At 65.6% G+C, this 26285-nt stretch carries 28 protein-coding genes; 16 read left to right on the top strand and 12 right to left on the bottom strand.

Annotated elements, in window-relative coordinates; genetic code table 11:
* Positions 1–81: 81 nt before the first annotated feature.
* A complete protein-coding gene (locus NP511_RS11250; RefSeq protein WP_006183297.1) occupies positions 82–279 on the bottom strand; it encodes a SymE family type I addiction module toxin in 198 nt (65 codons plus the stop codon).
* A 222-nt stretch (positions 280–501) separates the two neighbouring features.
* On the opposite strand from NP511_RS11250, the gene NP511_RS11245 reads away from it, so the two are divergent.
* The 3 genes from NP511_RS11245 to pheA all read left to right on the top strand — a co-directional run bounded on the left by NP511_RS11245 (position 502) and on the right by pheA (position 3483).
* Positions 502–810 (top strand): non-histone chromosomal MC1 family protein, encoded by a 309-nt coding sequence (locus NP511_RS11245; RefSeq protein WP_006183296.1) that lies wholly within the window; start codon positions 502–504, stop codon positions 808–810.
* Positions 811–1261: 451 nt separating this feature from the next.
* Complete coding sequence (locus NP511_RS11240; protein WP_049965406.1) at positions 1262–2572, top strand: MFS transporter; 1311 nt, start codon at positions 1262–1264, stop codon at positions 2570–2572.
* Positions 2573–2664: 92 nt separating this feature from the next.
* Entirely contained in the window at positions 2665–3483 is an 819-nt protein-coding gene (gene pheA / locus NP511_RS11235) for a prephenate dehydratase (protein ID WP_049965122.1), read from the top strand.
* Positions 3484–3507: 24 nt separating this feature from the next.
* Here pheA and NP511_RS11230 read toward each other — a convergent pair whose 3' ends face one another.
* Positions 3508–3669: a hypothetical protein gene (locus NP511_RS11230; RefSeq protein WP_015298660.1), complete on the bottom strand. Its 162-nt coding sequence runs from the start codon at positions 3667–3669 to the stop codon at positions 3508–3510.
* A 91-nt stretch (positions 3670–3760) separates the two neighbouring features.
* On the opposite strand from NP511_RS11230, the gene NP511_RS11225 reads away from it, so the two are divergent.
* The 3 genes from NP511_RS11225 (at position 3761) to NP511_RS11215 (ending at position 5662) form a co-directional block, all read left to right on the top strand.
* Positions 3761–4219 (top strand): peroxiredoxin, encoded by a 459-nt coding sequence (locus tag NP511_RS11225; protein ID WP_049965123.1) that lies wholly within the window; start codon positions 3761–3763, stop codon positions 4217–4219.
* 62 nt (positions 4220–4281) lie between these two features.
* Complete coding sequence (locus NP511_RS11220) at positions 4282–4701, top strand: Hsp20/alpha crystallin family protein (RefSeq protein WP_049965124.1); 420 nt, start codon at positions 4282–4284, stop codon at positions 4699–4701.
* Positions 4702–4861: 160 nt separating this feature from the next.
* Positions 4862–5662: a hypothetical protein gene (locus NP511_RS11215; protein ID WP_049965125.1), complete on the top strand. Its 801-nt coding sequence runs from the start codon at positions 4862–4864 to the stop codon at positions 5660–5662.
* A 13-nt stretch (positions 5663–5675) separates the two neighbouring features.
* Here the strand turns inward: NP511_RS11215 and NP511_RS11210 are convergent, their stop codons facing one another.
* Both NP511_RS11210 and NP511_RS11205 read right to left on the bottom strand, forming a co-directional pair.
* Complete coding sequence (locus NP511_RS11210) at positions 5676–6446, bottom strand: SDR family NAD(P)-dependent oxidoreductase (protein ID WP_049905516.1); 771 nt, start codon at positions 6444–6446, stop codon at positions 5676–5678.
* 90 nt (positions 6447–6536) lie between these two features.
* The gene (locus tag NP511_RS11205; protein ID WP_049965126.1) at positions 6537–7010 is read right to left on the bottom strand and encodes a hypothetical protein; all 474 of its coding nucleotides are present in this window, start codon (positions 7008–7010) and stop codon (positions 6537–6539) included.
* Between the two features lie 130 nt (positions 7011–7140).
* Here NP511_RS11205 and leuS point away from each other — a divergent pair, with 130 nt between their 5' ends.
* Complete coding sequence (leuS, locus tag NP511_RS11200) at positions 7141–9837, top strand: leucine--tRNA ligase (protein ID WP_049965127.1); 2697 nt, start codon at positions 7141–7143, stop codon at positions 9835–9837.
* Between the two features lie 304 nt (positions 9838–10141).
* Complete coding sequence (locus NP511_RS11195; RefSeq protein WP_049965128.1) at positions 10142–10906, top strand: YqjF family protein; 765 nt, start codon at positions 10142–10144, stop codon at positions 10904–10906.
* 42 nt (positions 10907–10948) lie between these two features.
* Here the strand turns inward: NP511_RS11195 and NP511_RS11190 are convergent, their stop codons facing one another.
* The 6 genes from NP511_RS11190 to rio1 all read right to left on the bottom strand — a co-directional run bounded on the left by NP511_RS11190 (position 10949) and on the right by rio1 (position 16837).
* Complete coding sequence (locus NP511_RS11190) at positions 10949–11947, bottom strand: ornithine cyclodeaminase family protein (protein ID WP_006648623.1); 999 nt, start codon at positions 11945–11947, stop codon at positions 10949–10951.
* 147 nt (positions 11948–12094) lie between these two features.
* Positions 12095–12418, bottom strand: coding sequence for a class I SAM-dependent methyltransferase (locus tag NP511_RS22975; protein WP_211249101.1), 324 nt, complete (start codon positions 12416–12418; stop codon positions 12095–12097).
* Positions 12419–12780: 362 nt separating this feature from the next.
* A complete protein-coding gene (gene thsA / locus NP511_RS11180; protein ID WP_006183280.1) occupies positions 12781–14445 on the bottom strand; it encodes a thermosome subunit alpha in 1665 nt (554 codons plus the stop codon).
* Between the two features lie 295 nt (positions 14446–14740).
* Positions 14741–15298: a KH domain-containing protein gene (locus NP511_RS11175; protein ID WP_006648621.1), complete on the bottom strand. Its 558-nt coding sequence runs from the start codon at positions 15296–15298 to the stop codon at positions 14741–14743.
* A gap of 107 nt (positions 15299–15405) precedes the next feature.
* Positions 15406–15906: a metallophosphoesterase gene (locus tag NP511_RS11170; RefSeq protein WP_049965129.1), complete on the bottom strand. Its 501-nt coding sequence runs from the start codon at positions 15904–15906 to the stop codon at positions 15406–15408.
* Positions 15907–15961: 55 nt separating this feature from the next.
* Positions 15962–16837 (bottom strand): serine/threonine-protein kinase Rio1, encoded by an 876-nt coding sequence (gene rio1, locus NP511_RS11165; RefSeq protein ID WP_049965130.1) that lies wholly within the window; start codon positions 16835–16837, stop codon positions 15962–15964.
* A gap of 130 nt (positions 16838–16967) precedes the next feature.
* Here rio1 and arcD point away from each other — a divergent pair, with 130 nt between their 5' ends.
* The 6 genes from arcD (at position 16968) to ligA (ending at position 23655) form a co-directional block, all read left to right on the top strand.
* Positions 16968–18428 carry an arginine/ornithine antiporter ArcD gene (gene arcD / locus NP511_RS11160; RefSeq protein WP_049965131.1) on the top strand — a complete coding sequence of 487 codons (1461 nt, stop codon included), beginning with the start codon at positions 16968–16970 and terminating at the stop codon, positions 18426–18428.
* Positions 18429–18564: 136 nt separating this feature from the next.
* Positions 18565–18936 (top strand): 2Fe-2S iron-sulfur cluster-binding protein, encoded by a 372-nt coding sequence (locus NP511_RS11155; protein ID WP_006648618.1) that lies wholly within the window; start codon positions 18565–18567, stop codon positions 18934–18936.
* A 60-nt stretch (positions 18937–18996) separates the two neighbouring features.
* Positions 18997–20409: a selenium-binding protein SBP56-related protein gene (locus NP511_RS11150; RefSeq protein ID WP_049965132.1), complete on the top strand. Its 1413-nt coding sequence runs from the start codon at positions 18997–18999 to the stop codon at positions 20407–20409.
* Positions 20410–20425: 16 nt separating this feature from the next.
* On the top strand, positions 20426–20815 hold the full coding sequence (locus NP511_RS11145) for a 2Fe-2S iron-sulfur cluster-binding protein (RefSeq protein WP_049965133.1): 390 nt from the start codon (positions 20426–20428) through the stop codon (positions 20813–20815).
* Between the two features lie 63 nt (positions 20816–20878).
* On the top strand, positions 20879–21304 hold the full coding sequence (locus NP511_RS11140) for a DUF5518 domain-containing protein (protein WP_084158259.1): 426 nt from the start codon (positions 20879–20881) through the stop codon (positions 21302–21304).
* A gap of 272 nt (positions 21305–21576) precedes the next feature.
* Positions 21577–23655: an NAD-dependent DNA ligase LigA gene (ligA, locus tag NP511_RS11135; protein WP_049965134.1), complete on the top strand. Its 2079-nt coding sequence runs from the start codon at positions 21577–21579 to the stop codon at positions 23653–23655.
* A gap of 78 nt (positions 23656–23733) precedes the next feature.
* Here ligA and NP511_RS11130 read toward each other — a convergent pair whose 3' ends face one another.
* On the bottom strand, positions 23734–23922 hold the full coding sequence (locus NP511_RS11130; protein ID WP_006648614.1) for a hypothetical protein: 189 nt from the start codon (positions 23920–23922) through the stop codon (positions 23734–23736).
* 226 nt (positions 23923–24148) lie between these two features.
* On the opposite strand from NP511_RS11130, the gene NP511_RS11125 reads away from it, so the two are divergent.
* Both NP511_RS11125 and NP511_RS11120 read left to right on the top strand, forming a co-directional pair.
* A complete protein-coding gene (locus NP511_RS11125; protein WP_136396887.1) occupies positions 24149–24886 on the top strand; it encodes a hypothetical protein in 738 nt (245 codons plus the stop codon).
* Positions 24887–24917: 31 nt separating this feature from the next.
* Positions 24918–25139 (top strand): hypothetical protein, encoded by a 222-nt coding sequence (locus NP511_RS11120; RefSeq protein WP_049965135.1) that lies wholly within the window; start codon positions 24918–24920, stop codon positions 25137–25139.
* Between the two features lie 95 nt (positions 25140–25234).
* Here the strand turns inward: NP511_RS11120 and NP511_RS11115 are convergent, their stop codons facing one another.
* Positions 25235–26209, bottom strand: a complete 975-nt coding sequence (locus NP511_RS11115; protein WP_049965136.1) for an ArsA family ATPase — start codon at positions 26207–26209, stop codon at positions 25235–25237.
* Positions 26210–26285: the final 76 nt, after the last annotated feature.

Here is a 26285-nt window from a genome sequence, read left to right as displayed (position 1 = left end):
AGCGGCCTTTTTGGTCCAGATTTTTGCGCTGAGTGGTTCGCTCGCGGAGCGAGCGAATCCCGAAGCGTAAAAAGGTGGGTCTTAGAACTCGTGTTCGACGTCGTCCTCGTCGGCTTTCTGGATGATGATCTTGCCGTCCCGGACTCGGACGAAGACTTCGTCACCGATATCCATGCCCGCGACCTCGAGTTCGTCCTCGTGGAGGTTCAGATGGACGTTGTGGTAGTTACCGTCTTCGTCTTTCGCACCGCTTGGACTCAGCTTCTTTTTCCGTACCATCGCGGGATTCTATCCCGAACTTCGCCGTAGGATATACTTAAGTGTTTTCGACGCCTTGGAGCGTGACCCGGACGGGTGGCGCACGCGGTGGCGGGACCGTCGACGCGGAAACTGCGGAAACGTGGCGGCCGCTGCTCACTTAAAGATACCGACGCAGTCGGTCGATTAGTGGGGATATCTTTATGTCGGATCGTGTGCTGGACTGACACGGAGGCGAAAATCATGGTACGCGAAGACGGGAAACGAAACTTTGCACTGCGCGAATCGGGCGGCGACGAATCGAGCGTCTTCTCGGGGAACACCCCCCGGCAGGCGGCGCTCAAGGCGGCCCGGCGACTCGAGCCCGGCTCGAGCGAGGAGTCGGCCGAGCGGGTCGAACTCAGACTGCGGGAGAAAGGGACCGACAAAGTCCACATCTACGACGGCTGGGCGTGGGAGGAGACGGCACCGGACGACAAACCCGACTGGATGCCCGACGAGATCACGGAAGCGAACGTCTCGAAGAAGGGAATCGAACACTTAGACGAGTAAGTCGCCCGCTCGGTCGTTTTCTCGGTGTCTCGACGACACCGGCGTGGGCGCAGTGGAGAGCCCGTCACCAGCGTCGCCCGAACCGACCGGGATGGGTCGGCCGCAACAGGAAGTCGACGATCGACCACCAGCCCTTCGTTATGGTTCTGTATGTCGATGGAAAGATCGTATAGTCTGCATTTGTCAGAACTACATATGGAATAATACTGGACGTACCTGTTGGGAAGTGACCCAACAGATGGGGTTGTTCTAATAAGTAGGTTTATACGGACGGTCGCGTTTCGCTCGAGCAGAGCATGTGGATGAACGTAGACTGTTTCACCGGTTCATACAGCACAGATAAGAGTATATCGGCAATATTGGGAGGGTTTGTCCCCTTATCTGCGCTATTAAGATCCATATCGAAAAGAGGAGTTGTTACCGTTTCAGGAGGTGAGCAGCCGTGATCAAGATGACCAAGTGGCGGACGTTGGTGTTGGCGACGATCGGGTTCAACTTCTCGTTTCTCATCTGGTTTTCCTTCGCGCCGTTTACCGGGCCGATGGCCGAGGAGTTCGGCCTCTCGGTGACTGAGATCGGGATTCTGGCGAGCGCGGCGATCTGGCTCGCACCGTTCGGTCGGATACTGACGGGCTGGCTCTCCGATCGCTGGGGCGCGCCGACGGTGTTCGCCATCGTGTTGGCGTACGTCGGCGTGTTCTCGATGGCGTCGGCGTTTGCCCAGTCCTACAGCGTGTTCTTCGTCACGCGGCTGATCGTCGCGACGGCGGGGATCACCTTCGTTATCGGCATTCAGCACGTCTCCGAGTGGTTCGACGAGGAACACCTGGGGACCGCTGAGGGGATCTATGCCGGCGTCGGGAACGCCGGTGCCGCCGGCGGCGCGTTGATCCTCCCTCGCGTGTTCGGCGAGGGGTGGAGCGGCCCCCTCTTCGAGAGCAACTGGCGGGCCGCCTTCTTCTACACTGGGATCGTCTCGATCCTGCTGGCGATCGTCTACTACACGATCGGGGAGGCCGCCAAATCCGAGCAGCGCCGGCAGGCGACCGCCGAGAGCGCGACGCTCAAACAGTGGCTTCACACCGCTACTCGCTACGGAACCGTCGTCCTCGCGCTGGCGTACGTGATGAGCTTCGGCCTCGAGCTGTCGATGAACGGCTGGCTGGCGACCTACTACCGCGAGGGGTTCAACACGGAGAACCTCGTCCTCGCGAGTACGTTCGCGGCGACGTTCTCGGTCGCGGCCGGGCTGTTGCGGCCCTTCGGCGGCTACGTCAGTGACCTGCTCGCGCGCAAGGAGAAGAACATCCTGCCCGTCTTCACCGGCCGGTACCGCGAGCAGTGGACGTTCGTCTCGCTGTGTTTCATCGTGCTGGCAATGAGTGGGATGACGCTGGCCGGACTGTCCGGACAGGTCATGCTCGCGGTCGCCGCCGGCTTCGTCGTCGGGATGGGCTGTGCGTTCGCCGAGGGCGCGATCTTCGCGCAGGTCCCGGCCATGTTCCCGAACAGTTCCGGGAGCGTCGCCGGCGTCGTCGGCGGCGTCGGGACGGTCGGCGGGATCGTCTACCCGCTCGTCTACGCCGCACCGGTGATGCCGAGCCTCCACACCGGCTACTCCGTCGTCGCGGCCACGATGATCCCCATCGTCTTGCTGTGTGCGTGGGTCTTCCAGCCCCACGTCGCCGAGCGGGCGACCGAGGACGGCTTCGTCGCCGCGAGCGCCGGGAGTACCGTCGCGGGCGAACCGTCCGACGACTGACCTGCGTTCGACGAGCCGCCGGCCGTGGAGCCGCCAGCACACCGCCGAGAAACCCAACGGTCTTTTGACCCGTAGCCTGCTATCGGTTGGTAATGGCTGCAGTCACGCTGGGACCCGAAGGGACCTACTCACACCGAGCGACGACGGCGGTCGCCGACGACGGCGAGATCGACTTCCGCCAGTCGGTCACGGCGATCGTCGACGCCGTCGACGGCGGCGAGTACGACCGCGGCGTCATCCCGATCGAGAACAGCATCGAGGGATCGGTCACCGAGAGCCTCGACGCCCTCGCGGAGTACGACGTCGCCGTCGTCCGCGAGATCGTCACGCCGATCAGACACGCCCTGCTGGCGCAAGGACCCGAGTTCGACACCGTCGCGAGCCACTCACAGGCGCTCGCACAGTGTCGCTCCTACCTCGAGCGCGAGTACCCCGACGCCACCCTCGAGGCCGTCGCGAGTACGGCCCAGGGGGTCGAGTTCGCCCGCGACGATCCGTCGGTCGCGGGGATCGGCCACCCGGCCAACGCCGACGACGGCGTCGACCTCGAGGTCCTGGCCGAGGACATTCAGGATCAGGACTCGAACGCGACGCGCTTTTTCGCGATCGCGCCCGCCGCGGAGCGATCGACGGGCGGCGGGAAGACCTCGCTGGTGGTCTACCCCAACGCCAACTACCCCGGCCTGCTACTCGAGTTGCTCGAGCCGTTCGCGGACCGCGACATCAACCTGACCCGCGTCGAGTCACGGCCGAGCGGGCAGCGACTCGGCGACTACGTCTTCCACGTCGACTTCGAGGCGGGTCTCTACGAGTCCCGAACGCAGGCGGCGATCGCGGACCTCGAGGAACTGGCCGAGAAGGGGTGGGTCAAGCGGCTGGGTTCGTACGATACCGAACACGTCGTCGAGTAGTCGACGGCACGACGACCCGGCGGATCAGTCGGTCGTCGAGCCGTCCGGGCGGAGCCACGCCCGAATGCGGTCTGCATACGCGAAGAGGCCGATCGCGAGCCCGGCGACGAACGAGAGCAGGGCCGGGACGACGATCCACAGGAGGTCGGGATGTTCCGTACCGGTGTGAAGAACGACGTCTTCCATGCGCGACCGTAGGCCGACGCCCGGCATAATAGTCGCGATCGATCCCGAACCGTACCGGAAGCCGTTTTCCGTGCCCCGCCGTAGCACGGGTATGGCACTCGATGCAGGCGACGACGCGCCGACCGTAACGGCACCGAACCAGGACGGCGAGGACGTCACCCTCTCGTTCGAATCGCCGACGGTCCTGTATTTCTATCCGAAAGACGACACCCCCGGCTGTACGGTCGAGGCAAACCAGTTCCAGCGCGAACTCGAGACCTACCGCGAGGCCGGCGTCGACGTCTACGGCGTCTCGATCGACGACGTCGACTCCCACCGTGCGTTCTGCGATTCGGAGGGGCTCGAGTTCGATCTGCTCGCGGACCCCGACGCCGAGATCGCCGACGCCTTCGGCGTCGAACTGCGCGACAGCGGCGTGACGACGCGGACGACGTTCCTGCTCGCCGACGGCGAAGTGAAGGCGGTCTACGAGGGCGTCGATCCCGACGGCCACGCCCGCGAGGTGCTGCTCGACGCGCTCGAGGACGGTCTCGTGACGCTGCCGGAGTGACGGCGCCGTCTGTCGACGCGTCGCGGGCAGATTTTATCCCCGTCGGAGTTCTAGAAACGCGTATGCGACGCAATCCGTTCGACGAGATCGAGGAGATGCTCGACCGCGTGAGCAGTCAGGTCGAGGAGGGGATGACCGCCGGCGGCCTCCAGGTCCCCGGCTCGGTGCCGGTCGACGTCGCCGACACCGGCGAGGAGTTCGTCGTCACGGCCGACCTGCCCGGCTACGAGACCGACGACATCGAGCTGACGCTCGCGGACGGAACGTTGCGCCTCGAGGCCGCTCGAACCGACGAGGTCGAGGACGCCGGGAGCCGGTACATCCGCCGCGAGCGGACCGAGACTACCGCGAGTCGTCGGATCCGCCTGCCGGAGCCGGTCGACGAGGAGGCGGTCGCCGCCGGCTTCGAGAACGGCGTGCTGACGGTCCACCTCCCGAAGGTTTCGGAGGGCGAGGACTCGAAGCGGATCGATATCGAGTAGCCGGCGCCGGATCCCTCTGCGACGCCCGTTTTTTCGGTCGTGAGTACGAGGTCGACCAGCGACGCGAGCGCGGCGACGGCGTCCGCGCGGTCGCTGTGGCCCGCCGCCGAGATCGATCGTTTTCGGACAGTTATTATGTCTCGATGACAACAGCTCGGCCATGGTCCAAGTGTTCGCACTCGTCATCGCCGGGATCTTTCTCCTGTTCGGCGGTGTCACGTTGTCTCGAGCCGGCGAACTCGACGATCGAAGCGAAACGATCGGCGAACTCGCGTCGGCGAGCGACGAGCGGGTCGAGCCGGGCGGCGAAGCGACGATCAGCGGCCCGGTCCACGTCCTCGAGTCGGCGTCGCCGACGCGGACCGGCCCCGAACCGAACGGGGGCGAGTCGGCCGCGCTCTGGGCGTGGCGCGTTCGTCAGAAGGAGAACACGGGAAACGGCAGCCGGTGGCGGACCGCCGAGTCCGAACTGGCGATCGGCGAGTTCGCCGTCGATCAGGGTTGGGATCGCGTCCGCGTGGACGCAACGACGCTGGCGACCGACGCGGACGGCGACCCCTTCGACTCGCCGGGGCTGTTTCTGGGCGATCCCGAGACGGAGTCCTATCTCGGCGACCTCGATCCGGTCAATCGCTTCCTCGAGCGAACCGGGCTGGCGAGCGAGGACGGCGTCGTCAGCGACCTCGAGTTCAACGTGAGCGTCGGCGGAAAGACCACCATGCCCGACAAGTATCAGGCCACCGTCGTCCGTGACGGCGACGAACTGGTCGTCCGGGGCGAACTGATCGAGACGGCCGACGGCTACGCCCTCCGCGGAACCGACGAGACGCCGCTCGCGATCGCGGCCGGGAGCCTCGAGGACCAGCGCGAGCAGGTGCGCTCGTCGGTTCGGCTCCGTCGGGCGGCCGGCGGGGTTTTCGTCGGCGTCGGCCTGCTCGTCGCGGTTCTCGCCGTCCTCTGACTTCGGGCCGGCGCTAGTACCACGCCCCGCCCGACGAGACGTTGATGTCCTGGCCCGTGACGTGGCGCGACGCCGCGCTCGCGAGGTGGACGGCCATGTCGGCGACCTCCTCGGGCGGGACCAGATCGTCGATCATGAGGCTCTCGCGGACCTCGCCTTCGACCGCTTCGACGGGAACGCCCGCCTCCTCGGCCTGTCGCTCGAAGACGCCCCGAATGCGATCGCCCTCGACCGGGCCGGGACAGATCGCGTTGACTGTGACGCCGTCGTCGCCGAACTCGGCCGCCAGCGCGCGGGTCACGCCGATCAGCCCCATCTTCGAGGCGGCGTAGGGCCCCCGGTTGGCGTAGGGTCGCTTGCCGCCGATCGAGGAGATGTTGACGACGCTCCCTCGCTCGGACTCGCGCAGGTGCGGGGCCGCTGCCCGCGTGACACGTGCCACGCCGACGACGTTGACATCGAGCGTCTCGAGCCACTCGTCGTCGGTCGTCTCCTCGAGCGGCGCGGTGGGGCCGGCGATCCCGGCGTTGTTCACGAGACAGTCCAGCCCGCCGAAGGTCTCGATCGTCTCGTCGATGGCGTTTTCGACCGAGTCGGGATCGGTCACGTCCGTCTCGACCGTCAGCGTCCGCTCGGGGGCGTCGATCAGGTCTTCGGTCTCGTAGATCCCGTCGCTTCTGGCTGCGAGGACGACGTTCGCACCCTCATCGGCGAACGCGACGGCGATTTCTCGGCCCAGTCCCTGGCTCGCGCCCGTGACGAACACTGTGGAGTCTGCTACCATGACTCGAGATGGCGTGAGACGGGACCAAAATTCCTCGGCTACCGGAACCGTCGACGCCACCGGTAGCCGGGCACCGCTGGCGAGCGACCGCTATCGCTCGAGGTGGCGACCGATCGAGTCGACGGCCCGATCGACGGCCGCGGGGAGATCCGGAGGGCGGTCACCGCCCCGTTTCGGCGGCTCGAGGGGGAGTTCGACGGGATGGTACGCGAACCGGTCGACTGCCCGCGACGCGATCCGGCCGACAAATTCGGCGTTCTTCCGCTTCGAGGAGACGCCACCGGAGGCGAGGTCGTAGTACTCGGTGAAGCAGTGACAGACGGTGATCGCGTCGAACGCATCGAGCAAGCCCGCCTCGAGGTGGCGAAAGAGCTTCGCGGCGTTGTCGGCGGGGTCGGCCCGCCGCCACTCGAGTTCGAGCAGGACCAGCCGGTCGTCGCCGATCCCTGCGACGTCGACGGGGGTGCCGGCCAGCCGGTGTTCGACCTGCCACTCGAGGGCGGGATACCGGGCGGCGAGGGCGTCCCGGAGCCGTCCCTGCGTCTCGCGTGCGAGTTCGCCCACGAGCTGGAGCTGGCCGCGGGGCGTCGTAAACGTTGCTCTCGACGACCGACCCGCGGGCGTTCGACCGGTCGACGGGGGTACGGTATGGAAAGCTATAGGGCGGCGTCCCCGCCTATAGCTATATAAGCAAATGAGCGACGCGGGATACGACCACGCGACGGTCGAACGGCGCTGGCAAGAGGCGTGGGACGAGGCGGACGTCTACCGGACGCCCGACGACGTCGAGGATCCGACGTACGTCCTCGGGATGTATCCGTACCCGTCAGGCAAACTCCACATGGGCCACGTCCGCAACTACACGATCACGGACGCGTACGCTCGCTTCCGACGAATGCAGGGCGACGACGTCCTCCATCCGATGGGGTGGGACGCGTTCGGCCTCCCCGCGGAGAACGCGGCCAAGGAACGCGACACCAACCCCCGCGACTGGACGTTCGACTGTATCGAGACGATGACCGACCAGATGGAGTCGATGGGCTTTGGCTACGACTGGGATCGGGAGATCACCACCTGCACGCCCGACTACTACCAGTGGAACCAGTGGCTCTTCTCCCGGTTCTACGAGGAGGACTTGGTCGAACGCCGCGACGCCGAGGTCAACTGGTGTCCCCACTGCGAGACCGTTCTGGCCGACGAACAGGTCGAAGGCGAGGCCGAACTCTGCTGGCGCTGTGACACGCCGGTCGAACAGCGCGAACTCGAGCAGTGGTTCCTGCGCATCACCGAGTACGCCGACGACCTGCTCGAGGCGATCGACGACCTCGAGGGGTGGCCCAACTCGGTCCGGCAGATGCAGCGCAACTGGATCGGCCGCCAGTACGGGGCGGAGGTCGATTTCGAGGTCAGCGAGGCGCCACGCGCCTCGAGCGGACGCGGCGAGGGGAGCGAGCCGCGGGAGTACGGCCCGGTCACGGCCTTCACGACCCGCATCGATACCATCCACGGCGCGACCTTCTTCGCGCTCGCACCGGACCACCCGATCAGCGAGGAACTGGCCGAGGAGAACGAGGAGATCCGCCGGTTCATCGAGGAGGAGGCCGACCCCGACGGCGACGAACCCAACGGCGTCGAGACGGGGCTGACCGCTACGAATCCCGCCACCGGAGAGGAGATCCCAGTCTACGTCGCCGACTTCGTCCTCTCGGACGTCGGGACCGGTGCGCTGATGGCCGTCCCGGCCCACGACGAGCGCGACCATGCCTTCGCCGAGAAGAACGGAATCGAGATCAGACCCGTCGTCGCACCCGACCCCGACGACGGTGAGGAGCCTACTGTGCCCGACGTCGAAGACGAGGCGTTCACCGAGGACGGCGTCCTGATCGATTCCGGCGAATACAGCGGCCTCGAGAGCGAGAGCGCTCGCGAGCGACTCACTGCGGACATCGAGGGCGCCGCGGAGGCCACACAGTATCAACTGCGTGACTGGGGGATCTCCCGCCAGCGCTACTGGGGGACGCCGATCCCGGTCGTCCACTGCGACGACTGCGGCCCGGTCATGGTTCCCGAGGCGGACCTGCCCGTCGAACTGCCGGAGTTCATCAACACGACCGGCAATCCCTTGGACGCCGCCGAGGAGTGGAAGCAGACGACCTGTCCCGACTGCGGCGGCGAGGCGACCCGCGAAACGGACACGATGGACACCTTCGTCGACTCCTCGTGGTACTTCCTGCGCTACGTCTCGCCGGACTTAGAGGACGCGCCCTTCGACCTCGAGCGGGCCAACGACTGGATGCCCGTCGACCAGTACGTCGGCGGCATCGAACACGCCGTGATGCACCTGCTGTACTCGCGGTTTTTCACCAAGGTGCTGGCCGACCACGAGGGACTCGACCACCGCGAACCCTTTACCAACCTGCTGGCACAGGGGATGGTCCAACTCGAGGGCGAGAAGATGTCCAAGTCCAAGGGCAACGTCGTCTCGCCCCAACGAATCGTCGAGGAGTACGGGGCCGACACCGCGCGGCTGTTCATGATGCAGGCCGCCCAGCCCGAGCGCGACTTCGACTGGAGCGAGGAGGGCGTCCAGTCGACCTACGCCTTCCTCGAGCGCCTGCAGGGGATGGTCGAGGAGTACGCCGCCGAAACGCCCGACGGCGACGACGACGCGATCGCGAGTTACGTCGACGCGGAGATCGACGCGACGGTCGCCATCGCCACGGCGGAGTACGACGACCTGACGTTCAACAAGGCGTTGCGTGAAACGCAGGACCTCGTGCGAACGCTGCGCCAGTACGTCGATTACACCGAGCCCCACGCCGAGACCTACGAGCGCGGGCTGTCGGCCGTGGTCCGCTTGCTCGCGCCGGTCGCACCCCACATCGCCGAAGAACTCCACGAGACGCTCGGCGACGACGGGTTCGTCGCCGAGGCCGAGTGGCCGACCGCCGAGATCGACCGCGACCGGGTCGAAAAGCGCCGGCAGTTGGTCGAGAACACCCGCGAGGACATCCGCGACATCGTCGAGGTCGCCGGGATCGAGGACCCGACGGGGATCGAGGTCGTCGTCGCCCCCGACTGGAAGTACGACGCCCTGGAGATCGCGATCGAGAGCGACGCCGACAACCTGATCGGCGAACTCATGAGCGAGTCCCACATCCGCGAGCAGGGCGACGCTGCGGCCGATTACGGCCAGGACCTGCAGGTCGAACGGGAAGCGCTCTCGATGACGCTCGGCCCCGACGAGGAACACGCGGCACTGGAGTCGGCGGCGTGGCTGATCGAACGCGAATTCGACGCCCCCGTCGACGTCGTCCACGCCGTCGACGCCGACGAGGGCACCCTCGCCAACGCCGAACCCGGACGACCGGCGATCGAGATCGACGACTGATACCGGTTGCCGTACCGGTGGAACACAGGGCGGTCGCGATCCCATTGCTCGTCGTTTCCGCGCTCTTTCTGGGACGCTCGGGAACGGTCGGTCCGACGGCCGAGGACCACTGTACCAACCGACCGACATCACCGTGTCCTGGCTCGAGTCGCCCGAAGAGTCGGTCGTCGACCCGGCCGACTGACGCCGAGGAGCGGCTTCGCTCCTCGGAGCCGCCGACGACTGCCATCGGAACTGACAGCTTGCTATCTAGTTTATACGCCACGCAGTCGTACGGGTCGCTACAGACCTGTTGGTTTCGAGGATGACCGAACAACGCACGGACCCCGTTCGATGGTCGTTTGCGAACGGCTCGTCGCCGAACGCACCACACGTCGTCTCGATGACCTGGCGAGACGGCCTGTTCGTCCACTGGCCGGTCGATCCCGACCGACTGCGCCCGCACGTACCTGACCGGCTGCCCCTCGAGACGCGGGACGGCCGTGCCTGGCTGAGCGTTCTCCCGTTCGTCCTGACGAAGGTCGGACTGCGCGGGACCCCGTCGGTGCTGCGACTCGCCTTTCCGGAACTCAACGTCCGAACCTACGTCCGCTACCGGGGCGATCCCGGCCTGTACTTCTTCAACATCGACGTCGACAACGCGCTGGTCGCGGCGACGGTCGGGCGGACGACCCGGTTACCGGTCTCCCGCGCACGGATGCGGGTCGGGGCAACCGACCAAAACCACGTGGCCTTCGAGAGCGAGCGGGTGAGACACGAGGGAGACGGATCCCCTGCCCGGTTCGCCGCGACCTACCGGCCGGACGGCGAGGTCTTCACCGCAGACCCCGGCACGCTCGCGTACTGGCTTGCGGAACGCCGGCGGTTCTACGCGCCCGATTCCACCGGCGTCCTGACCGGCGAGATCGCCCACGACCCGTGGCCGCTCCAGCCCGCCGCCGTGACGATCCACGAAAACACGCTGCTCGAGGCCGCCGGCCTGCCGACGCCGACCGGCGACCCGGTGGTCCACTACGCCGACGAACTGTCGATGACGGGGTCGATTCCGCGGCGGTTGCGCGGTCGGTGAGCCGCCGACCGGTCGGCCGGCGACGTCGAGAACGGACGGCCCTTACGCCGAGTCGTCGACACCGACGATATCGAAGGGGTGGCCGTCACCGTCCGCCGACGCCCGCTCGTAGACGACCCGTGCGGCGGCGACGTCCTGGATCGCGAGTCCGGTCGAGTCGAAGACCGTGTTGCCCGTCTCCGCCGTCCGTCCCGCTTTCGACCCGACGACGAGTTCGCCGATCTCGCCGTGGATGTCCGCGTCGGTCAGCACTCCTTCGTGGTACGGGACGTTGATCTCGCCCGAGTGGGTACACTGTTCGTGGTCGTCGATGACGATCCGCGCCGCCTCGAGCAGAGCGTCCTCGAGTTCGTGTTTCCCCTCGGCGTCGGCCCCGATGGCGTTGATATGCGTGTGGTCGCCGACGTCGTCGGGGCCGACGATCGGGTCCTCGACGGGCGTCACCGTCGACAGCACGTCGCAGTGACCGGCCTCCGAGATCGAGCCGCCGCGAACGTCGAACCGGTCCTCGTAGGTCTCGACGAACCGTTCGACACGCTCGTCGTCGGGATCCGAAACCACGACCTCCTCGATCGGTCGCACCTCGCTGATCGCCTCGAGCTGGGTGTAGGACTGGACGCCGGCCCCGACGAGGCCGAGACTCGTGGCGTCCTCGACGGCCAGGTAGTCGGTGGCGACGGCCGCGGCGGCACCGGTCCGTTTCATCGTGAGCGTCGTCCCGTCCATGATCGCCAGCGGGAAGGCGGTCTCGGGGTCGGAGTAGATCATCGTCCCCAGAACGGTCGGCAGGTCGTGGTCCGCGGGGTTGTCGGGGTGGACGTTGACCCACTTGAGCCCGGCAGCGTCCCAGTCGCCGGTATCGAGGTAGGCCGGCATCGACCGGAAGTCGCCGTTGTACTGCGGTAGATCGATGTAGGACTTGGCCGGCATCTGCGTATCACCGCGTTCGAAGGCCCCGAAGGCCTCCTCGACGGCGTCGATGACGGCCGCGAGTACAGCGTGTTCGTCGACGTCATCGCTGTCGAGTAGAAGTGTGTTCATACCCGCGAATATTGCGGGCTCGTACTTAGTTCGTCGTGACTCGAGGCCACCGTGTCAGACGGTAACTCGAGGCCGCCATGGCAGACAGGATCTCCCGGTAGGGCCCCTGCTTCCATTCCCACAGTAACGGGTCCGGTTTCGGGGGCCTCAGCCCGTCGCCCGAACCAACACCATGCCGGTCCGATACGACTCGAGTCGGCGCTCGTCTCCGCCGTCGTCGGCGGTCGCCGTCGCGACCATCTCGGGGGAGAGGTCGGCCGCGACGACCCGCGGAACGTCCCGGTCGGCGACGGCACCGGCGACGTGGCCCGCACCGGTGGCCACGTCGAGTGCCCGCGTCGCGCCCGCGGTCCAGTCGGCGAGGCGCTCGAGGTCTTCGCCCTCCTTGAGGACGGCCCCGTCACGATAGGCGTCCATCGCGCCGCTGAAGACGGTCGCTACGTCTCGCTTTCTGTCGGCGTCGTTCGTCACGACTACTTCTTGTCTCTAAATATACATGAGAGTTGGGAGGCGCCGGCGCTCGAGTCTCGAGCGATTCGTGGGAGCGCGAACTGCGGGAGTAAGGGTTCCGGGAGCGCTACCGAAAGAGAAAGCGATCAGATGGGCCGACTGCAGTGGGCGACTCGAACGGATCGACGCCCGTTGATCTCGCCCCGACGTCGAGCGTCGGCGAGTGAGCGGTTCGGAGAACCCGAACGACGCCGTTCACCGAGCGCGGCAAAGCCGCGCTCGGGCCGACGACCGATGTGAGCGGAGCGAACGGAGGGAGGAGTGCTTTTATACTAAATTTTGCCGAGGGGCGGCTTCGCCGCCCCGCAGAGCAAAATTTAGGTTTACATCATGCCGCCCATGCCGCCGCCCATACCGCCCATGCCGCCGCCCATGCCACCGGGGCCGCCGGCGGGCATGTCGTCGTCATCGTCGTCGTGGGAGACCGCGAGGTCGCCCGCGGCGATGACGTCGTCGATGCGCAGCAGCATGACTGCGGCTTCAGTAGCGGACTCGATGGCCTGGGTCTTCACGCGCAGCGGCTCGTAGACGCCCTCGGCGTCCATGTCGATGGTGTCGCCGGTGTAGGCGTCCAGCCCGGCGCCGGTGTCGCCACCGTCGTGGGCGCTGCGGAGTTCGACCAGCGAGTCGATGGGGTCGAGCCCGGCGTTCTCGGCCAGCGTGCGCGGGATGACCTCGAGCGCGTCGGCGAAGGCCTCGACGGCCAGCTGTTCGCGGCCGCCGACGGAGTCGGCGTAGTCACGCAGCGCGAGCGAGAGTTCGATCTCGGGTGCGCCGCCGCCGGCAAGCACCTTGCCGTCCTCGATGGTCGTCCGGACCACGCCCAGCGAGTCCTCGATGGCGCGGTCGATCTCGTCGATGACGTGTTCGGTGCCACCGCGGAGGATCAGGGTGACGGCCTGGGCGTCGTCGACGTCCTCGACGAAGATGCGCTGGTCGCCGGCGATCTCCTTCTGAGCGACACTACCTGCGGCACCGAGGTCGTCCTCGGTCAGGTCGTCGACGCTCGAGACGGGCGTCGCGCCGGTCGCGCGGGCCAGCTGTGACTGGTCGCTGGATTTGACGCGACGGACCGCGATGATGTTCTCCTGTGCGAGATAGTGCTGGGCCATGTCGTCGATGCCGCCGTCGACGAAGACGACGTCGGCACCGGCGTCGGCGACTCCCTGGGCCATCTCCTTGAGCTGCTGTTCCTCCTGTTCGAGGAACTGCTCGAGCTGGTCGGGGTCGGTGACGTTGACCTCGGCGTCGATCTCGGTCTCTTTGATCTCGAGGTCGCCGTCGATGATCGCCACGTTGGCGTCCTCGGCGAAGTACGGCATGTTCTCGGAGACCCGTTCCTTGTCGACGATGACGCCCTCGACGAGTTCGGAGTTCTCGATGGAGCCGCCGACGACCTTCTCGACTTTGATGTTGTCCGTGTCGACGCCGTCGTCGCCGGCGACCGCGCGAACGGCCTCGACGACGAGTTCCGAGAGCAGGTCCTTGGCGTTCTCCGCGCCCTTGCCGGTCATCGCCGTCGCGGCGATTTGCTCGAGGACATCGGTATCGTCCTCGTCGACGTCGATGGCGACTTCTTCGAGGGCCTCGGTGGCCTCCTCGGCGGCCTCTCGGTACCCCTGGGCGAGTGTCGTGGCGTGGATGTCCTGGTCCAGCAGGTCCTCGGCCTGGCTGAGGAGTTCGCCGGCGATGACGACCGCGCTGGTCGTGCCGTCACCGACTTCCTCTTCCTGGGTCTCGGCGACTTCGACGATCATGTCGGCCGCGGGGTGGTCGATCTCCATCTCCGAGAGCAGCGTGACACCGTCGTTGGTGACGATGACGTTGCCCGAGGAGTCGACGAGCATCTTGTCCATCCCCTTCGGGCCGAGCGTCGTCCGAACCGACTCGGCGACGGCCTTCCCGGCCTGCACGTTCATCGACTGCGCGTCCTCCCCGGAGGTGCGCTGGCTGTCCTCCGAGAGTACGATAAGGGGCTGGTTGCCCATCTGCTGTTGAGCCATAGTCAGTCGAAGGATTGATTGTGATTCTATATAAGCTTTTCCCTATCCGACGAACAGGGACGGCTGAAGATGCCCCCGTACGGCGGTTTCGGTCCGAACGACGTAGGGGTATATATACTCACACTCGCTGAGAACCAGCGCGGAGACGGGCTATCGCGTGGAATTCCGACGGGCCGTGACTAACGATAGAAAAGCGGTTCGACGAAAACGGCGACGGTGGACGGACTCGACCGCTCGTTCGCAGGGCCGCCGATTGAAGCCAACCGACCGACCGCAGGGATCAGGACTGACCGCCGGGGAACCGGTGGTACTCCATCCCCTTGTGTTTCATCTCGTTGTGCTTCTCCTCGAGGAACGAGTACACCGCCCCGTGGGGGGCCCCATCGAGGAGCATCTCGGCGGCGGTGCGGACGGCGTCGACCTCCTGTGGTGCGCCGATGACCCCGAGCGTCGAGCCGTAGATGACGACGTCGGCCCCGGTCAGTTCCTCCATCAGTTCGCGGGTCCGGCCGCCCTCGCCGATGAGCCGGCCCTTCTTGCGTTTCATGTCGTTTTTGTTGCGCGACGCGGCGTCGATATCGACGACGTCGAACAACATCATGTCGTCCTCGAGCAGTCGCAGGGCATCCTCGGGCGCGAACCCGCGGCCGATCGCGCGAACGATCTCGGGGCCTTTGAGGCCGAGTACGGGGTCGCCGACGGTTTCGACGGCGACGGAGCCGTTCTCCGAGTCGATGTCGAGTCGCACTTCGGCTGCCGCCTCGATCTCGCGCATCGTCTCGCCACCTTCACCGATGAGAACGCCGATGCGGTCCTGCGGAATCTTCACGTGCTGCATACTGTTCGATACTCACTGGGCGAGGTTAAGCGCTTGGTCCGCGAGTACCGGGTGTTCCGTGCCACCGTCACGCGCGCCGTCTCGAGTCGTCGCGCGGCCGAACGGTCCTACTCGAGAAGCGAGCGGAACCGCACCGACTGCGATCGGGTGTCGACGATCGCAACTGTCCGGTCCTCGTCGGACGCCAACACGTGTGCGCCGGGGTTGAGTACCGTCGTCCGCCCCTCTTCCGACAGTTCGCGCTCGTGGTGGTGGCCGTAACAGACGAAATCGTACGTCTCGCCGGCGGCGATCGCCTCGATCTCCGCCTTGCGCTCGCCGTGGAGAACGGCAAAGGAGAGCCCGTCGAACTCGAGGTCGGCGAATCGGCCGTGGAGTTGGCTCTCGCCGCCCAGCGAGTCGAACGCGCGCTGGAGGTTCCGGACGTCGCCGTCGTTGTTCCCGAGGACGCCGTGGAGTTCGAACCCCTCGAAGTAGTCGACCATCAGGGGTGCGACGAAATCGCCGCAGTGAACGACGATTTCGACGCCCTCCTCGGCGAAGATCTCGGTGGCGCGTTCGATGGCCTCGACGTTGTCGTGGGTGTCGGAGACGATACCGATGTGCATACGCGTTTCCGCGATAGCGATCCACTAAGGCGTTTGGACGACCGCGCGAACGCGATCAGTTCCGCGAGGGATCCGGCTCCGGGCTCGTGACGAACTCGAGTAAATCGTCTTCGGTCACCTCGAGTCCCTGTCGGGAGAAATAGCCCGCGACGTTCCGGCAGTCCCGCTCTAAGAACTCGCGACTGTTGGGGTGGTGGACCGTGACGGCCTGTCCCAGATCGATCAGCACCAGTTGGCCCTCGCTCTCGTCGAAGACGACGTTGTACTCGCTCAGATCGCCGTGGATCAGGCCGGCCGAGTAGAGCCGTCGCATGTACTCGCGCATGACCTCGTAGGCGGTTTGTGGGTTCTCAATGTGGACCTCGCCGAGCCGTTTCGCGCGGCCATCGTCGGTGCCGATGTACTCCATGACCAACACGTTGCGCTCGGTGGCGAGCGGTTCGGGGACTCGGACCCCAGCCGCCTGCGCTCGCCGGAGGTTCGCCAGTTCCTTTTTCGTCCACGCGAGAACGACGTCTTTCTTTTTCCCACCGAGGCCCTCGAACCGGGGGTCGCCCTCGAGGTAGTCGCGCATCTGCCGGAAGTTCGAGGCGTTGATCCGGTAGATCTTGACCGCGACCTCGCGGTCGTCGCCCAGCGCGTGGTAGACGTTTGCCTCCTTGCCGGTCGAGAGCGGCCCGCCGAAGGCCTCGACGTAGCCGTCCTGGACGAGTTTGTACAACGCCGCGAAGGTCGCGTCGTCGAAGACCGACTGCTCGACCTTGAACTGCTCGGCGTCCTTGATCCGCTCCTCGAACTGCTCGAACTCGCGGTCGCGCTTGCGGGCGATCCGGTCGGCTTCGGTATCCGAGACGTCGATCTCCTCCCACTCGTCGCCGGGCGAATCGACGTCCTCGAGGTCGACCAATCCGAACTCCGTTCCCTGACCCATCTGCTCGATCCTAGGCGCCCCAACGGGTAAAGTACCGGGTCCGGCCGACGGCCGTCGCCGGGCACTGGGCCCGGCGTCCGAAAGAAGATCTATTTATACCCGGTTTCGCAAACACGGACGAGACTCGCACATGGGAGTTGACTTCACACCGAAAGCCTACGACGACATTCCCGAGGACGAGCGACCGAGCCTGGGGGAAGCGCTCGTCCCGATCGCGGGCATGATACTGTTCCTCTCGGTCGGGATGATCTGGCTCGAGATGGACCCACAGATGCCGTTGTTGTGGGGGATCGCCTTCGCGGGGCTGCTCGGGCGGTACTACTTCGGCTATTCCTGGGAGCGGCTCTACGATGGCATCAGTCGCAGTATTCTGACCGGACTGCAGGCCATTCTCATCCTGTTCGTCATCTACATGCTCATCTCGTCGTGGATCGATGCCGGGACGATCCCCACGCTCATGTATTACGGACTGGAGTTCCTGTCGCCAGGGATATTCCTCCCCTTTACCGTCGTCCTCTCGGCGGTCGTCGCCTTCGCGATCGGGTCCTCCTGGACGACGGCCGGAACCCTCGGCGTCGCGATGATCGGAATCGGCTCCGGGCTCGGGATCCCGGAGGCGATGACGGCCGGTGCCGTGCTGTCGGGGGCCTACACCGGCGACAAGAACTCCCCGCTCTCCGACACCACGAACCTCGCCGCCGCGGTCACGAACACGGATCTGATGGACCACATTCGGGCGATGCGTCCCGGAACGATGATCGCATTTACCGTCTCGCTGGTCCTGTTCGTCGTGTTGGGACTGAACACGAGCGGGACGATCCCCGTCGACCGCGTCGCCGAGATGCAAGCCGGCCTCGCGAACAGCTACGTCGTCTCACCGATCACGCTCCTCCCACTGATCGTCACGTTCGCGCTCGCGTTCTACGGGTTTCCGGCGCTGTCGTCGCTCGGCGTCGGCATCTTCGCCGGCGTCGGGATCAGCACCACCGTTCAGGGAGCGAGCTTCGCCGCCGCCTGGGAAGCCGTCCACAACGGAACGAGCCCAGAGACCGGCCTCGAACTCACGAACGAACTGCTCGCGAGCGGCGGCCTCTCGGGCTCCGTGTGGGTCATTACGATCATCGTCGCCGCGCTGGCACTCGGCGGGATCCTGCAGGAGATCGGCGTGCTGGCATCGATCGCGTACCACATCGGCCAGGCCGTCAGTAGCGTCGCCGGGCTGACCGCCGGGACGGCCGCCGGGACGATCGCGATGAACTTCCTCGCCGCGGAACAGTTCATGGCGATCGTCGTGCCCGGGATGACCTTACAGAACCTCTACGACGAGTACGACCTCGAGAGCCGGAACCTCTCGCGGGCGGTCGAAGCCGCCGGGACGACGACGTCGGCGTTCGTTCCCTGGGGATCGGGCGGCGTCTTCATGGCGTCGACGCTCGGCGTGCCGGTCATCGAATACGCGCCGTACTACTTCTTCGGGATCCTCTCGCCGCTGGTCCTCATCGCGATGGGCGTGACCGGCTGGGGAATCGTCTACAAGGAGTCCGCCGAGGCGGAACCGACGGCGGAGACGGCGACGCCGTCCGTCGACTGAGCCGGCTCGTCGCACGGCCGGACCGTCGCGGCACCGGTCATCGAACCGGAACCGACTTTTTCCTCTCGGCCCTCGTAACGGTACACAGTGTCATGGACGAACTGTACGCACGACGGACGATAGCGGGAACGGACCGATGACGAGCCACGAGGTAACCCTCGAGTGGACCGACGGCCGGACGCGGACGCTCGACGTGGCCGAGAGCCAGACAGTCCTCGAGGCGGCCCAGCGGGTCGGCGCGCGACTGCCCTACGACTGCCGGAGCGGGACCTGTATCACCTGCGTCGGCCGACTGCTCGGGCTCGAAGACGGCGAGACGGACGCGGAGGACGGGGCGCGGCCGGACGTGAGAGACGCCTTCGCGTATCGCCGGCAGCCACGGGCGCTGACCGACGACGAGCAAGGTGAGGGCTACGTCCTGTTGTGTATCGCCTCGCCGCAGGCCGACTGTCGCATCGAGGTCGGGCCGCGGGTGCGCGCCGAGGTCGGCGACAGCCCCTGGGCGTAGGTCCGTCCGCTCGCGTCATCCCCGACCAGATTTATTTACCCGCTCGTGGTCGGGAGTGCCATGAGTGACGCTAGCACGCCAGACGACGTCGAACCCGGCCACGACCACGAACACCACCACGAGGGGCCCGGCTACGCGACGCCCCAGGCCGCGATCGAGGAGAGCGAGCGGGAACGGTTGGCGTACGTGATGAGCCTCTACGTCGGTACGGACGTCGACGCGCCGGATTTCGTCGCGGTCGTCGATCTCGATCCCGACTCCGAGACCTACTGCGAGATCGTCGACCGGGTCGAGATGCCCGAGCGCGGGGACGAACTCCACCACTTCGGGTGGAACGCCTGCTCGTCGTCCTGTCACGTGGACGAACTCGAGCGGCGACACCTGATCGTCCCCGGCCAACGCTCCTCGCGGATCCACGTCCTCGACGCCGCCGACCGGCGGAATCCCGAACTCGAGACGGTGATCGAACCCGAGGACATCTTCGAGTACGACCTCTCGGCACCCCATACCGTCCACTGTATCCCCGACGGACAGATCCTGATCAGCATGCTCGGCGACGCCGACGGCGAGCTTCCGGGCGGGTTCCTCGAACTGAACGAGGACTTCGAGATCGAAGGGCGCTGGGAGCCGCCGGGCGAGATCGAGATGAACTACGACTACTGGTACCAGCCCCGCCAGAACGTGATGGTCTCGAGCGAGTGGGCCGCACCCAAGACGTACTATCCGGGCTTTGACCTCGAGGACGTCGAGGCGGGTAACTACGGCCGGAAGCTCCACTTCTGGGACTGGGAGGACGGCACCGTCGAGCAGACGATCGACCTCGGCGAGGAGGGGCAGATTCCGCTCGAGGTGCGATTCCTTCACACGCCCGAGTCGACACACGGGTTCGTCGGAGCCGCGCTCTCCTCGAACATGTTCCACTTCTGGCGGGACGAGAGCGCGGATGACGGGCAGGGAGCGTACCGCGCGGAGAAAGTAATCGACTTCGAGGCTCGCGACCACGAGGACTGGGACATGCCCGTTCCGGGGCTGACGACCGACATCCTGATCTCGATGGACGACCGGTACCTGTTCGGTTCGAACTGGCTCCACGGTGAGGTCTGGATGTACGACATCTCGGACCCCTCGAACCCGCGGCGGGCCGATTCGCTGTCGGTCGGGGGAACCTTCGGCGAGATCCAGGAGGTTCAGGGCCGGGAACTCGCCGGCGGCCCGCAGATGCTCCAACTCTCGCTGGACGGCGAGCGCCTCTACTGGACCACCTCGCTGTTTTCCTCGTGGGACGACCAGTTCTACCCCGAGGAGGCCGAGCGCGGCTCGGTGATGCTGAAAGCCGACGTCGACCCCCGGAAAGGGACGATGGAACTCGACGAGGACTTCCTCGTCGACTGGGGCGACTGTCCCGAGGGACCGGCCCGCGCCCACGAGATCCGGTGGCCCGACGGCGACTGCACGAGCGACGTCTGGCAGTGACCCGCCGCGCCCACAGATGACGAGCCACGACGTGACCCTCGAGTGGCCCGACGGCCGGACGCGGACCCTCGCGGTCGACGAGGACGAAACGATCCTCAAGGCCGCCGAGTGCGACAGGGCCGTACTCCCGTACGGCTGCCGGACGGGCGCCTGCGGGACCTGTGCCGGACGGCTGCTCGAGGTCGAGGGGAGGCAGCCGTCGGACGGCGAGTGCAACGGCGACGGAGCCGTGGACGCGTCTGCCGTCGACGACGCCGTCGCGTACTGCCGTCTCTCGCGGGCGTTGAAGGACCGACACCGAGCGGCCGGCTACGTACTCCTGTGTATCGCCTCGCCGCGGGCCGACTGTCGGATCGCGGTCGGCTCGAGCGTTCACACGGAACTGGTGGACAACCCGTGGAAGTAATTCAGTAGATCTTCCATTGTCCATCCCGGCGAAAATATATACTATTAGAACGTAGAAACGAATATGGTGTCACCTCCCCTCATCCACACTCTTCCTCCGGCATGGCGATTCGCGCTCATCGGTTCAATAGCTTCGCTACCCGTCATCGCCGTGCTAAACTGGCTACCGAATTCGGAGGCGACCATCGGCGGTGGTATAATGATAATCGGAGCGTTCGTCGCAGGAGTCATCGCTGCGATCCGCTCGTCGGACCCAGGTGCTGCTGGACTCCGCGCTGGTATCATTGGTGGCGCCCTCGGACTGCTCGTAGTCATCGTGACGGCAGGGACGACGGCAACATGGTCGCTACAGAGGGTCGTATTCATCGTCATCGCCAGTGGATTGGTGGTGTGTGTTGCACCCCTATTCGGCCTCGGATCCGGTCGTGTCGGTGGGTGGGTAGCAAACACCGTTGGCTCCCGACGAACGACCAACGCGGACGCATCATAACGGATTGTCGGACAGCGCTTCTATACTGACCGTTCGAAGTGATCGGTCGATATCGTGAATGAGACAAACGATAGCGAGTTCACGGAACTGCTTCCACCACCGTCGTGATCGAACGAACGCATAGTCGAAGGACACTCGAGTGACTCGCGTCGCGAATCCATCTCCCCGCTGGAACTGACCGACGACGACAGCCGCCTCGAGAAACGCGGAACGACACGGGCAGGCCCCAGTCAGTACCATTAACGGGTCCGAGCGGCAACTCTCGAGCAAGAATGCCAGCCGCCGACGAGGACGAGGCGAACCCCTATCTCCGAGAGCCGCCAACCGACTTCGAGCCGGTCGAGGATCTCTCCGAGGACGAGGCCCGCGAGCAGGTCACACTGCTCCGGGAGGCCGTCCGCGAACACGACCGCCGCTACTACGTCGAGAACGACCCGATCATCGGCGACCGGACCTACGACGACCTCTTTTCCCGGCTGCGCGACCTCGAGGAGGCGTTCGGTCTCGACCACCCCGACAGCCCCACCCGCAGGGTCGGGGGCGAACCGATCGAAGCGTTCGACACCGTCGAACACGTCGCGCCGATGCTCTCGATCGAGGGCAGCGGCGAGGAGGGAGACATACGCGAGTTCGACGAGCGGGTGCGACGAGAGGTCGGCGACGTCGACTACGTCTGCGAGCCCAAGTTCGACGGCGTCTCCATGGAGGTCGTCTACGAGGACGGCCGCCTCGAGCGCGCCGTGACCCGCGGGGACGGCCGCGAGGGCGACGACGTGACCGAAAACGCGCGCACGATCGGCTCCGTGCCGCAGCGGCTCCGCGGCGATCACCCCGAGTTCCTCGCGGTCCGGGGCGAAGTCTACATGCCCAAGGACGCCTTCCAGGCGTACAACCGCGAACGCATCGAGCGCGGCGAGGACCCCTTCGCCAACCCGCGGAACGCGACCGCTGGCACGATCCGCCAGCTCGATCCGACCGTCGTCGCCGAGCGCCCGCTCGCGGTCTTTTACTTCGACGTCCTCGAGGCCAGCGACCTCGCGGACAGCCATCGGGACGAACTCGAGCGGTTCCCCGACTACGGGCTGCGGACCAACGACCGCGTCGAGGTCGTCGGAGACATCGAGGACGCGATCGACTACCGCGACCGCATGCTCGAGGCTCGCGAGGAGTTGGACTACGAGATCGACGGCGTCGTCATCAAGGTCGACGACCGCGCGGCCCGCGAGGAACTGGGGCGAACGGCCCGTCACGACCGCTGGGCCTTCGCCTACAAGTTCCCCGCCCGCGCGGAAGTGACGACGATCGCCGACGTGGCGGTCCAGGTCGGCCGAACGGGCCGGCTGACTCCCGTCGCCCTGCTCGAGCCGGTCGACGTCGGCGGCGTCACCGTCTCGCGGGCGAGCCTGCACAACCCCGAGGAGATCGCCGAGAAAAACGTCAATATCGGTGACACGGTTCGCGTCCAGCGGGCCGGCGACGTGATCCCCTACGTCGAGGAGGTCCTCGAGAAGGGCAGCGAGGGCCACTACGAACTGCCCGATCGCTGTCCCGTCTGTGACAGCCCCGTCGAGCGCGACGGCCCCATGGCCTTCTGTACCGGTGGATTGGGCTGTGACGCCCAGCTTCGTCGGTCGATCGAGTACTACGCGGGCGACGACGGCCTCGACCTCGAGGGACTCGGCGAAAAGAGCGTCCGCCAACTGGTCGACGCGGGCCTGCTCGAGTCGGTCGCGGACCTCTACGCACTCGACCAGGCGGACCTCACCGACCTCGAGGGCTGGGGCGAGCAAAGCGCCGAGAACTTGCTCGCCGAGATCGCGGCCAGCCGCGAGCCGCCGCTTTCCGACTTCGTCTCCGCGCTCGGGATTCCCCTCGTCGGTCCGGCGACGGCCCGCGAACTCGCCCGCGAGTTCGGTACCTTCGCGGCCCTCCGCGAGGCCGCGGAAAGCGAGCCCGAACGGCTCGAGGGCGTCGACGACGTGGGCGAGACCGTCGCCGAGACGGTCCACGACTTCTTCACGAGCGAGGCCAACGCGGCCGTGGTCGACACCGTCCTCGATCACGTCTCACCGCAGGAAGTCGACGTCGAGACCGGCGGGGACGAACTCGCGGGGCTCACCTTCGTCTTCACCGGCTCGCTCGAGGGCGTGACTAGGGACGAAGCCCAAGCAACGGTCGAGGCCCACGGGGCCAACGCGACGGGCAGCGTCTCGGGGAACACGGACTACCTCGTCGCCGGCGAGAATCCGGGTGCGACGAAGCAGGGCGATGCGCGCGACAACGACGTCCCGATCCTCGAGGAGGGCGAGTTCCGGGACCTGCTCGCGGAGAGGGGGATCGACCTCGAGTGAGCGCCGCCGGTTCGATGGATGCTGAACTCGGTTCTGACGGAACCGAGCAAGCGGTCCCTCGAGGCGACGAGGTCCGTCTCACTCGCGACGAGCGAGGACCGCGACGACCGCGATTGCGACGGCGACGACGCCGATGACCGTCGGCACGAGTCGACCGTCTCCCCACTCCCAGCCGAGGAACTGTGTGCCGACGATCGCAATGAGCGCGACGGCAACGCCGATCGCCGTGAGCAGCGGGGACGAGTTCCGTCCGAGCGAGCGTGCCATGGTCGAATGAAGAACGGTTGACATCATAAGCCTGTTGGGAAAGCCGACACCGCATTGAACGCGCTCGTAGGCGGACTGGATCCGAGTATATCTCTCTTGATAGTTGATGCGACCCGTCGATGTCCTGCGGAACGAGGCAGTACTACAGTTCGTCCCGTCTTATTACATTCATATGTTTACTTTTAGAATGGTATTTAACCTAATGTGATTTGCATTTAGTTACGGTATGAAAGATAAAGCATCCAATTACAATCGTAGAAGAATTCTACAAATAACAGCAGCAACAACTGCAAGCATCGGTGCCGTCGGTGTTGCTGCAGGATCCGAACACGGTCGAAGGGATACTACGCCTGAAGACTACGATGTGGTAGGCAAAAGCGAGAGGGAAAATCACCAGATCGTCGTCGTAGAATCGGCTGAACGAGTAGCAGGAGTCAAAATTTTCACCGAGGGAGAAAAGGAAGGGGTCGTTGAACATACGGTAATCAGTGACAGGATTACAGCCTCTACCGAACGGGATGGTTTGACCGAAATAGCTGCGAATGTGGACGGGTATTCAGCAGTCATCGAGAAGAGGAAATCCATTTCGAGGAAAATCGGATCATGTGGCCTCAATTATTGTAAGACGGATAACTGGCCACACTACCAGGAGGGGACAGCGATTAAATTAAGCAAACCTGCTGATGTGATAGGCAAAGCGACGCTAACCGAAGTCATCGGTGGACTCGTCGCCGTTACGAAAAGTGCGATCTTGGGCGGGGTCGTTGGCGTCATTGTAGCGACAATGCTTACCCTTGGAACCGGACGGAACTATACAATAACCGAGTATGACCGTGATGGATGGGTATTTCCGAGGGTAAGTGCTGGCGTAGCGAACAGTTGGGACGCGAATCCAGGCCAACACCAAACTGTGATCCAAAGTCGAGCCCGGCACGTCTACGAGTGTCACGAAGACCTCCCGTAATAGACTTTACCAACCGCGGACATGGAGTAATATGAAGAAAATAGAGATCGTAAAACGCCTCCTTCTGTTTGCAGCTGTTCCCGGCATACTTGCACTCCTGCTCGTTCCGTTGGTTACCGGGGTTGTCGAAGGCTGGGTCGATCTTCAGTTTACGATTTACATCGCTGTGGGGTCCGCATTGGGTATGGGCCTCTTCATGCTTGGAGTTGCGATACTAGCCCCGGAAACGTTCGAGAATATATCACTGGTGTGACCCACGGACTCCGTTTTGGGTTCACGCCTCCAGCGATCGAAGGTCACTCGAACGACGAACTCAACGGTGAGTGGGTCCGCGACTGATGCGCACGGTCACCGCTCGCTTCGAAGTCGGCCGCCGACCGAAAGCAGCGTCTCGAGGCCCTGTACCTCGCCCTCGCGCTCCGGCAGCGTCACGACCTCGAGATCGGGGAAGGTCGCTCGAATCTCCGCGACCCGCTCGAGATGTCGCTCGTGACGTGACTGACACCGCGAACAGCCGTCCTCGGGGTCCTCGAACACCCGATTGACCACGAGTCGGTCGACCCGCACGTCGGCCTCGCGCAGCGTCGCCACCAGTCGCTCGGACTCGGCGATCGCCATCGATTCCGGCAGTAAGACGACCCGGAACTCGGTGCGCTCGGGATCGGTCAGCAGGTCGCGGGCGCGCTCGAGGCGAGCCCGGAACGACTCGAGGCCCTCCTCGTCGTCGTCGCGGCCGCTCCCGAACATCGACATCGGGCCCAGCACCGCCGTCCGGGCGGCGTCGCCGATCCGCTTTGCCTGTCCCCGGAGGGACTGAGCCGTCTCGAGGGCCAGTCCCATCACCTCGGGGGTGTCGAACAGCCGGAGAGTGTGGCCCGTCGGCGCGGTGTCGAAGACGACGACGTCCCAGTCGCCGTCGTCGACGTACTCGACGAGCAGATCCAGCGCCGCGATCTCGTCGCTACCGGCCGGCGCGCCGCCGGCGAACAGCCGGCCGACTTCCTCGTCGTCGAGCCGGATACCGGCGCTGCGCAGGTCGGCGGCCAGCGCCCGCGCCAGCCGTTCGTAACGCTCCTTTCGCGCGTCGGGGTCGATCTCGACGGCCCAGAGGCTCCCGCTCGCCGCGTCGCTCCCCGCCTCGGCCTCGAGTTCGCGTGGCTCGGGACCGAGATCGGTCTCGAGCGAGTCCGACAGCGAGTGGGCGGGGTCGGTCGAGACGACGAGCGTGTCTCGGCCCGCGTCGGCGAGCCGAAGGGCCGTCGCGGCCGCACACGTCGTTTTCCCGACGCCGCCTTTGCCGCCGTAGAAGATGCAGTCGGTCACGGGCGGGGGTATCACGACGGGTACCGTAAATCGCCCTGCCGAACGGGAGCCGAACGCGAAAATCGGATCGATGCCG

Origin of the sequence: Natrinema thermotolerans (assembly GCF_031165565.1) — an archaeon.
Lineage (GTDB): Archaea > Halobacteriota > Halobacteria > Halobacteriales > Natrialbaceae > Natrinema > Natrinema thermotolerans.
Note: the sequence above shows the minus strand (reverse complement) of the source record. Positions and strands in the feature narration are given on the sequence as shown.

What these genes read in the sequence shown, in the direction of transcription:
- NP511_RS11250 (WP_006183297.1), bottom strand. Translation starts at nt 279, where the DNA reads ATGGTACGGAAAAAGAAGCTGAGTCCAAGCGGTGCGAAAGACGAAGAC.
- NP511_RS11245 (WP_006183296.1), top strand. Translation starts at nt 502, where the DNA reads ATGGTACGCGAAGACGGGAAACGAAACTTTGCACTGCGCGAATCGGGC.
- NP511_RS11240 (WP_049965406.1), top strand. Translation starts at nt 1,262, where the DNA reads ATGACCAAGTGGCGGACGTTGGTGTTGGCGACGATCGGGTTCAACTTC.
- pheA (WP_049965122.1), top strand. Translation starts at nt 2,665, where the DNA reads ATGGCTGCAGTCACGCTGGGACCCGAAGGGACCTACTCACACCGAGCG.
- NP511_RS11230 (WP_015298660.1), bottom strand. Translation starts at nt 3,669, where the DNA reads ATGGAAGACGTCGTTCTTCACACCGGTACGGAACATCCCGACCTCCTG.
- NP511_RS11225 (WP_049965123.1), top strand. Translation starts at nt 3,761, where the DNA reads ATGGCACTCGATGCAGGCGACGACGCGCCGACCGTAACGGCACCGAAC.
- NP511_RS11220 (WP_049965124.1), top strand. Translation starts at nt 4,282, where the DNA reads ATGCGACGCAATCCGTTCGACGAGATCGAGGAGATGCTCGACCGCGTG.
- NP511_RS11215 (WP_049965125.1), top strand. Translation starts at nt 4,862, where the DNA reads ATGGTCCAAGTGTTCGCACTCGTCATCGCCGGGATCTTTCTCCTGTTC.
- NP511_RS11210 (WP_049905516.1), bottom strand. Translation starts at nt 6,446, where the DNA reads ATGGTAGCAGACTCCACAGTGTTCGTCACGGGCGCGAGCCAGGGACTG.
- leuS (WP_049965127.1), top strand. Translation starts at nt 7,141, where the DNA reads ATGAGCGACGCGGGATACGACCACGCGACGGTCGAACGGCGCTGGCAA.
- NP511_RS11195 (WP_049965128.1), top strand. Translation starts at nt 10,142, where the DNA reads ATGACCGAACAACGCACGGACCCCGTTCGATGGTCGTTTGCGAACGGC.
- NP511_RS11190 (WP_006648623.1), bottom strand. Translation starts at nt 11,947, where the DNA reads ATGAACACACTTCTACTCGACAGCGATGACGTCGACGAACACGCTGTA.
- thsA (WP_006183280.1), bottom strand. Translation starts at nt 14,445, where the DNA reads ATGGGCAACCAGCCCCTTATCGTACTCTCGGAGGACAGCCAGCGCACC.
- NP511_RS11175 (WP_006648621.1), bottom strand. Translation starts at nt 15,298, where the DNA reads ATGCAGCACGTGAAGATTCCGCAGGACCGCATCGGCGTTCTCATCGGT.
- NP511_RS11170 (WP_049965129.1), bottom strand. Translation starts at nt 15,906, where the DNA reads ATGCACATCGGTATCGTCTCCGACACCCACGACAACGTCGAGGCCATC.
- rio1 (WP_049965130.1), bottom strand. Translation starts at nt 16,837, where the DNA reads ATGGGTCAGGGAACGGAGTTCGGATTGGTCGACCTCGAGGACGTCGAT.
- arcD (WP_049965131.1), top strand. Translation starts at nt 16,968, where the DNA reads ATGGGAGTTGACTTCACACCGAAAGCCTACGACGACATTCCCGAGGAC.
- NP511_RS11155 (WP_006648618.1), top strand. Translation starts at nt 18,565, where the DNA reads ATGACGAGCCACGAGGTAACCCTCGAGTGGACCGACGGCCGGACGCGG.
- NP511_RS11150 (WP_049965132.1), top strand. Translation starts at nt 18,997, where the DNA reads ATGAGTGACGCTAGCACGCCAGACGACGTCGAACCCGGCCACGACCAC.
- NP511_RS11145 (WP_049965133.1), top strand. Translation starts at nt 20,426, where the DNA reads ATGACGAGCCACGACGTGACCCTCGAGTGGCCCGACGGCCGGACGCGG.
- NP511_RS11140 (WP_084158259.1), top strand. Translation starts at nt 20,879, where the DNA reads ATGGTGTCACCTCCCCTCATCCACACTCTTCCTCCGGCATGGCGATTC.
- ligA (WP_049965134.1), top strand. Translation starts at nt 21,577, where the DNA reads ATGCCAGCCGCCGACGAGGACGAGGCGAACCCCTATCTCCGAGAGCCG.
- NP511_RS11130 (WP_006648614.1), bottom strand. Translation starts at nt 23,922, where the DNA reads ATGGCACGCTCGCTCGGACGGAACTCGTCCCCGCTGCTCACGGCGATC.
- NP511_RS11125 (WP_136396887.1), top strand. Translation starts at nt 24,149, where the DNA reads ATGAAAGATAAAGCATCCAATTACAATCGTAGAAGAATTCTACAAATA.
- NP511_RS11120 (WP_049965135.1), top strand. Translation starts at nt 24,918, where the DNA reads ATGAAGAAAATAGAGATCGTAAAACGCCTCCTTCTGTTTGCAGCTGTT.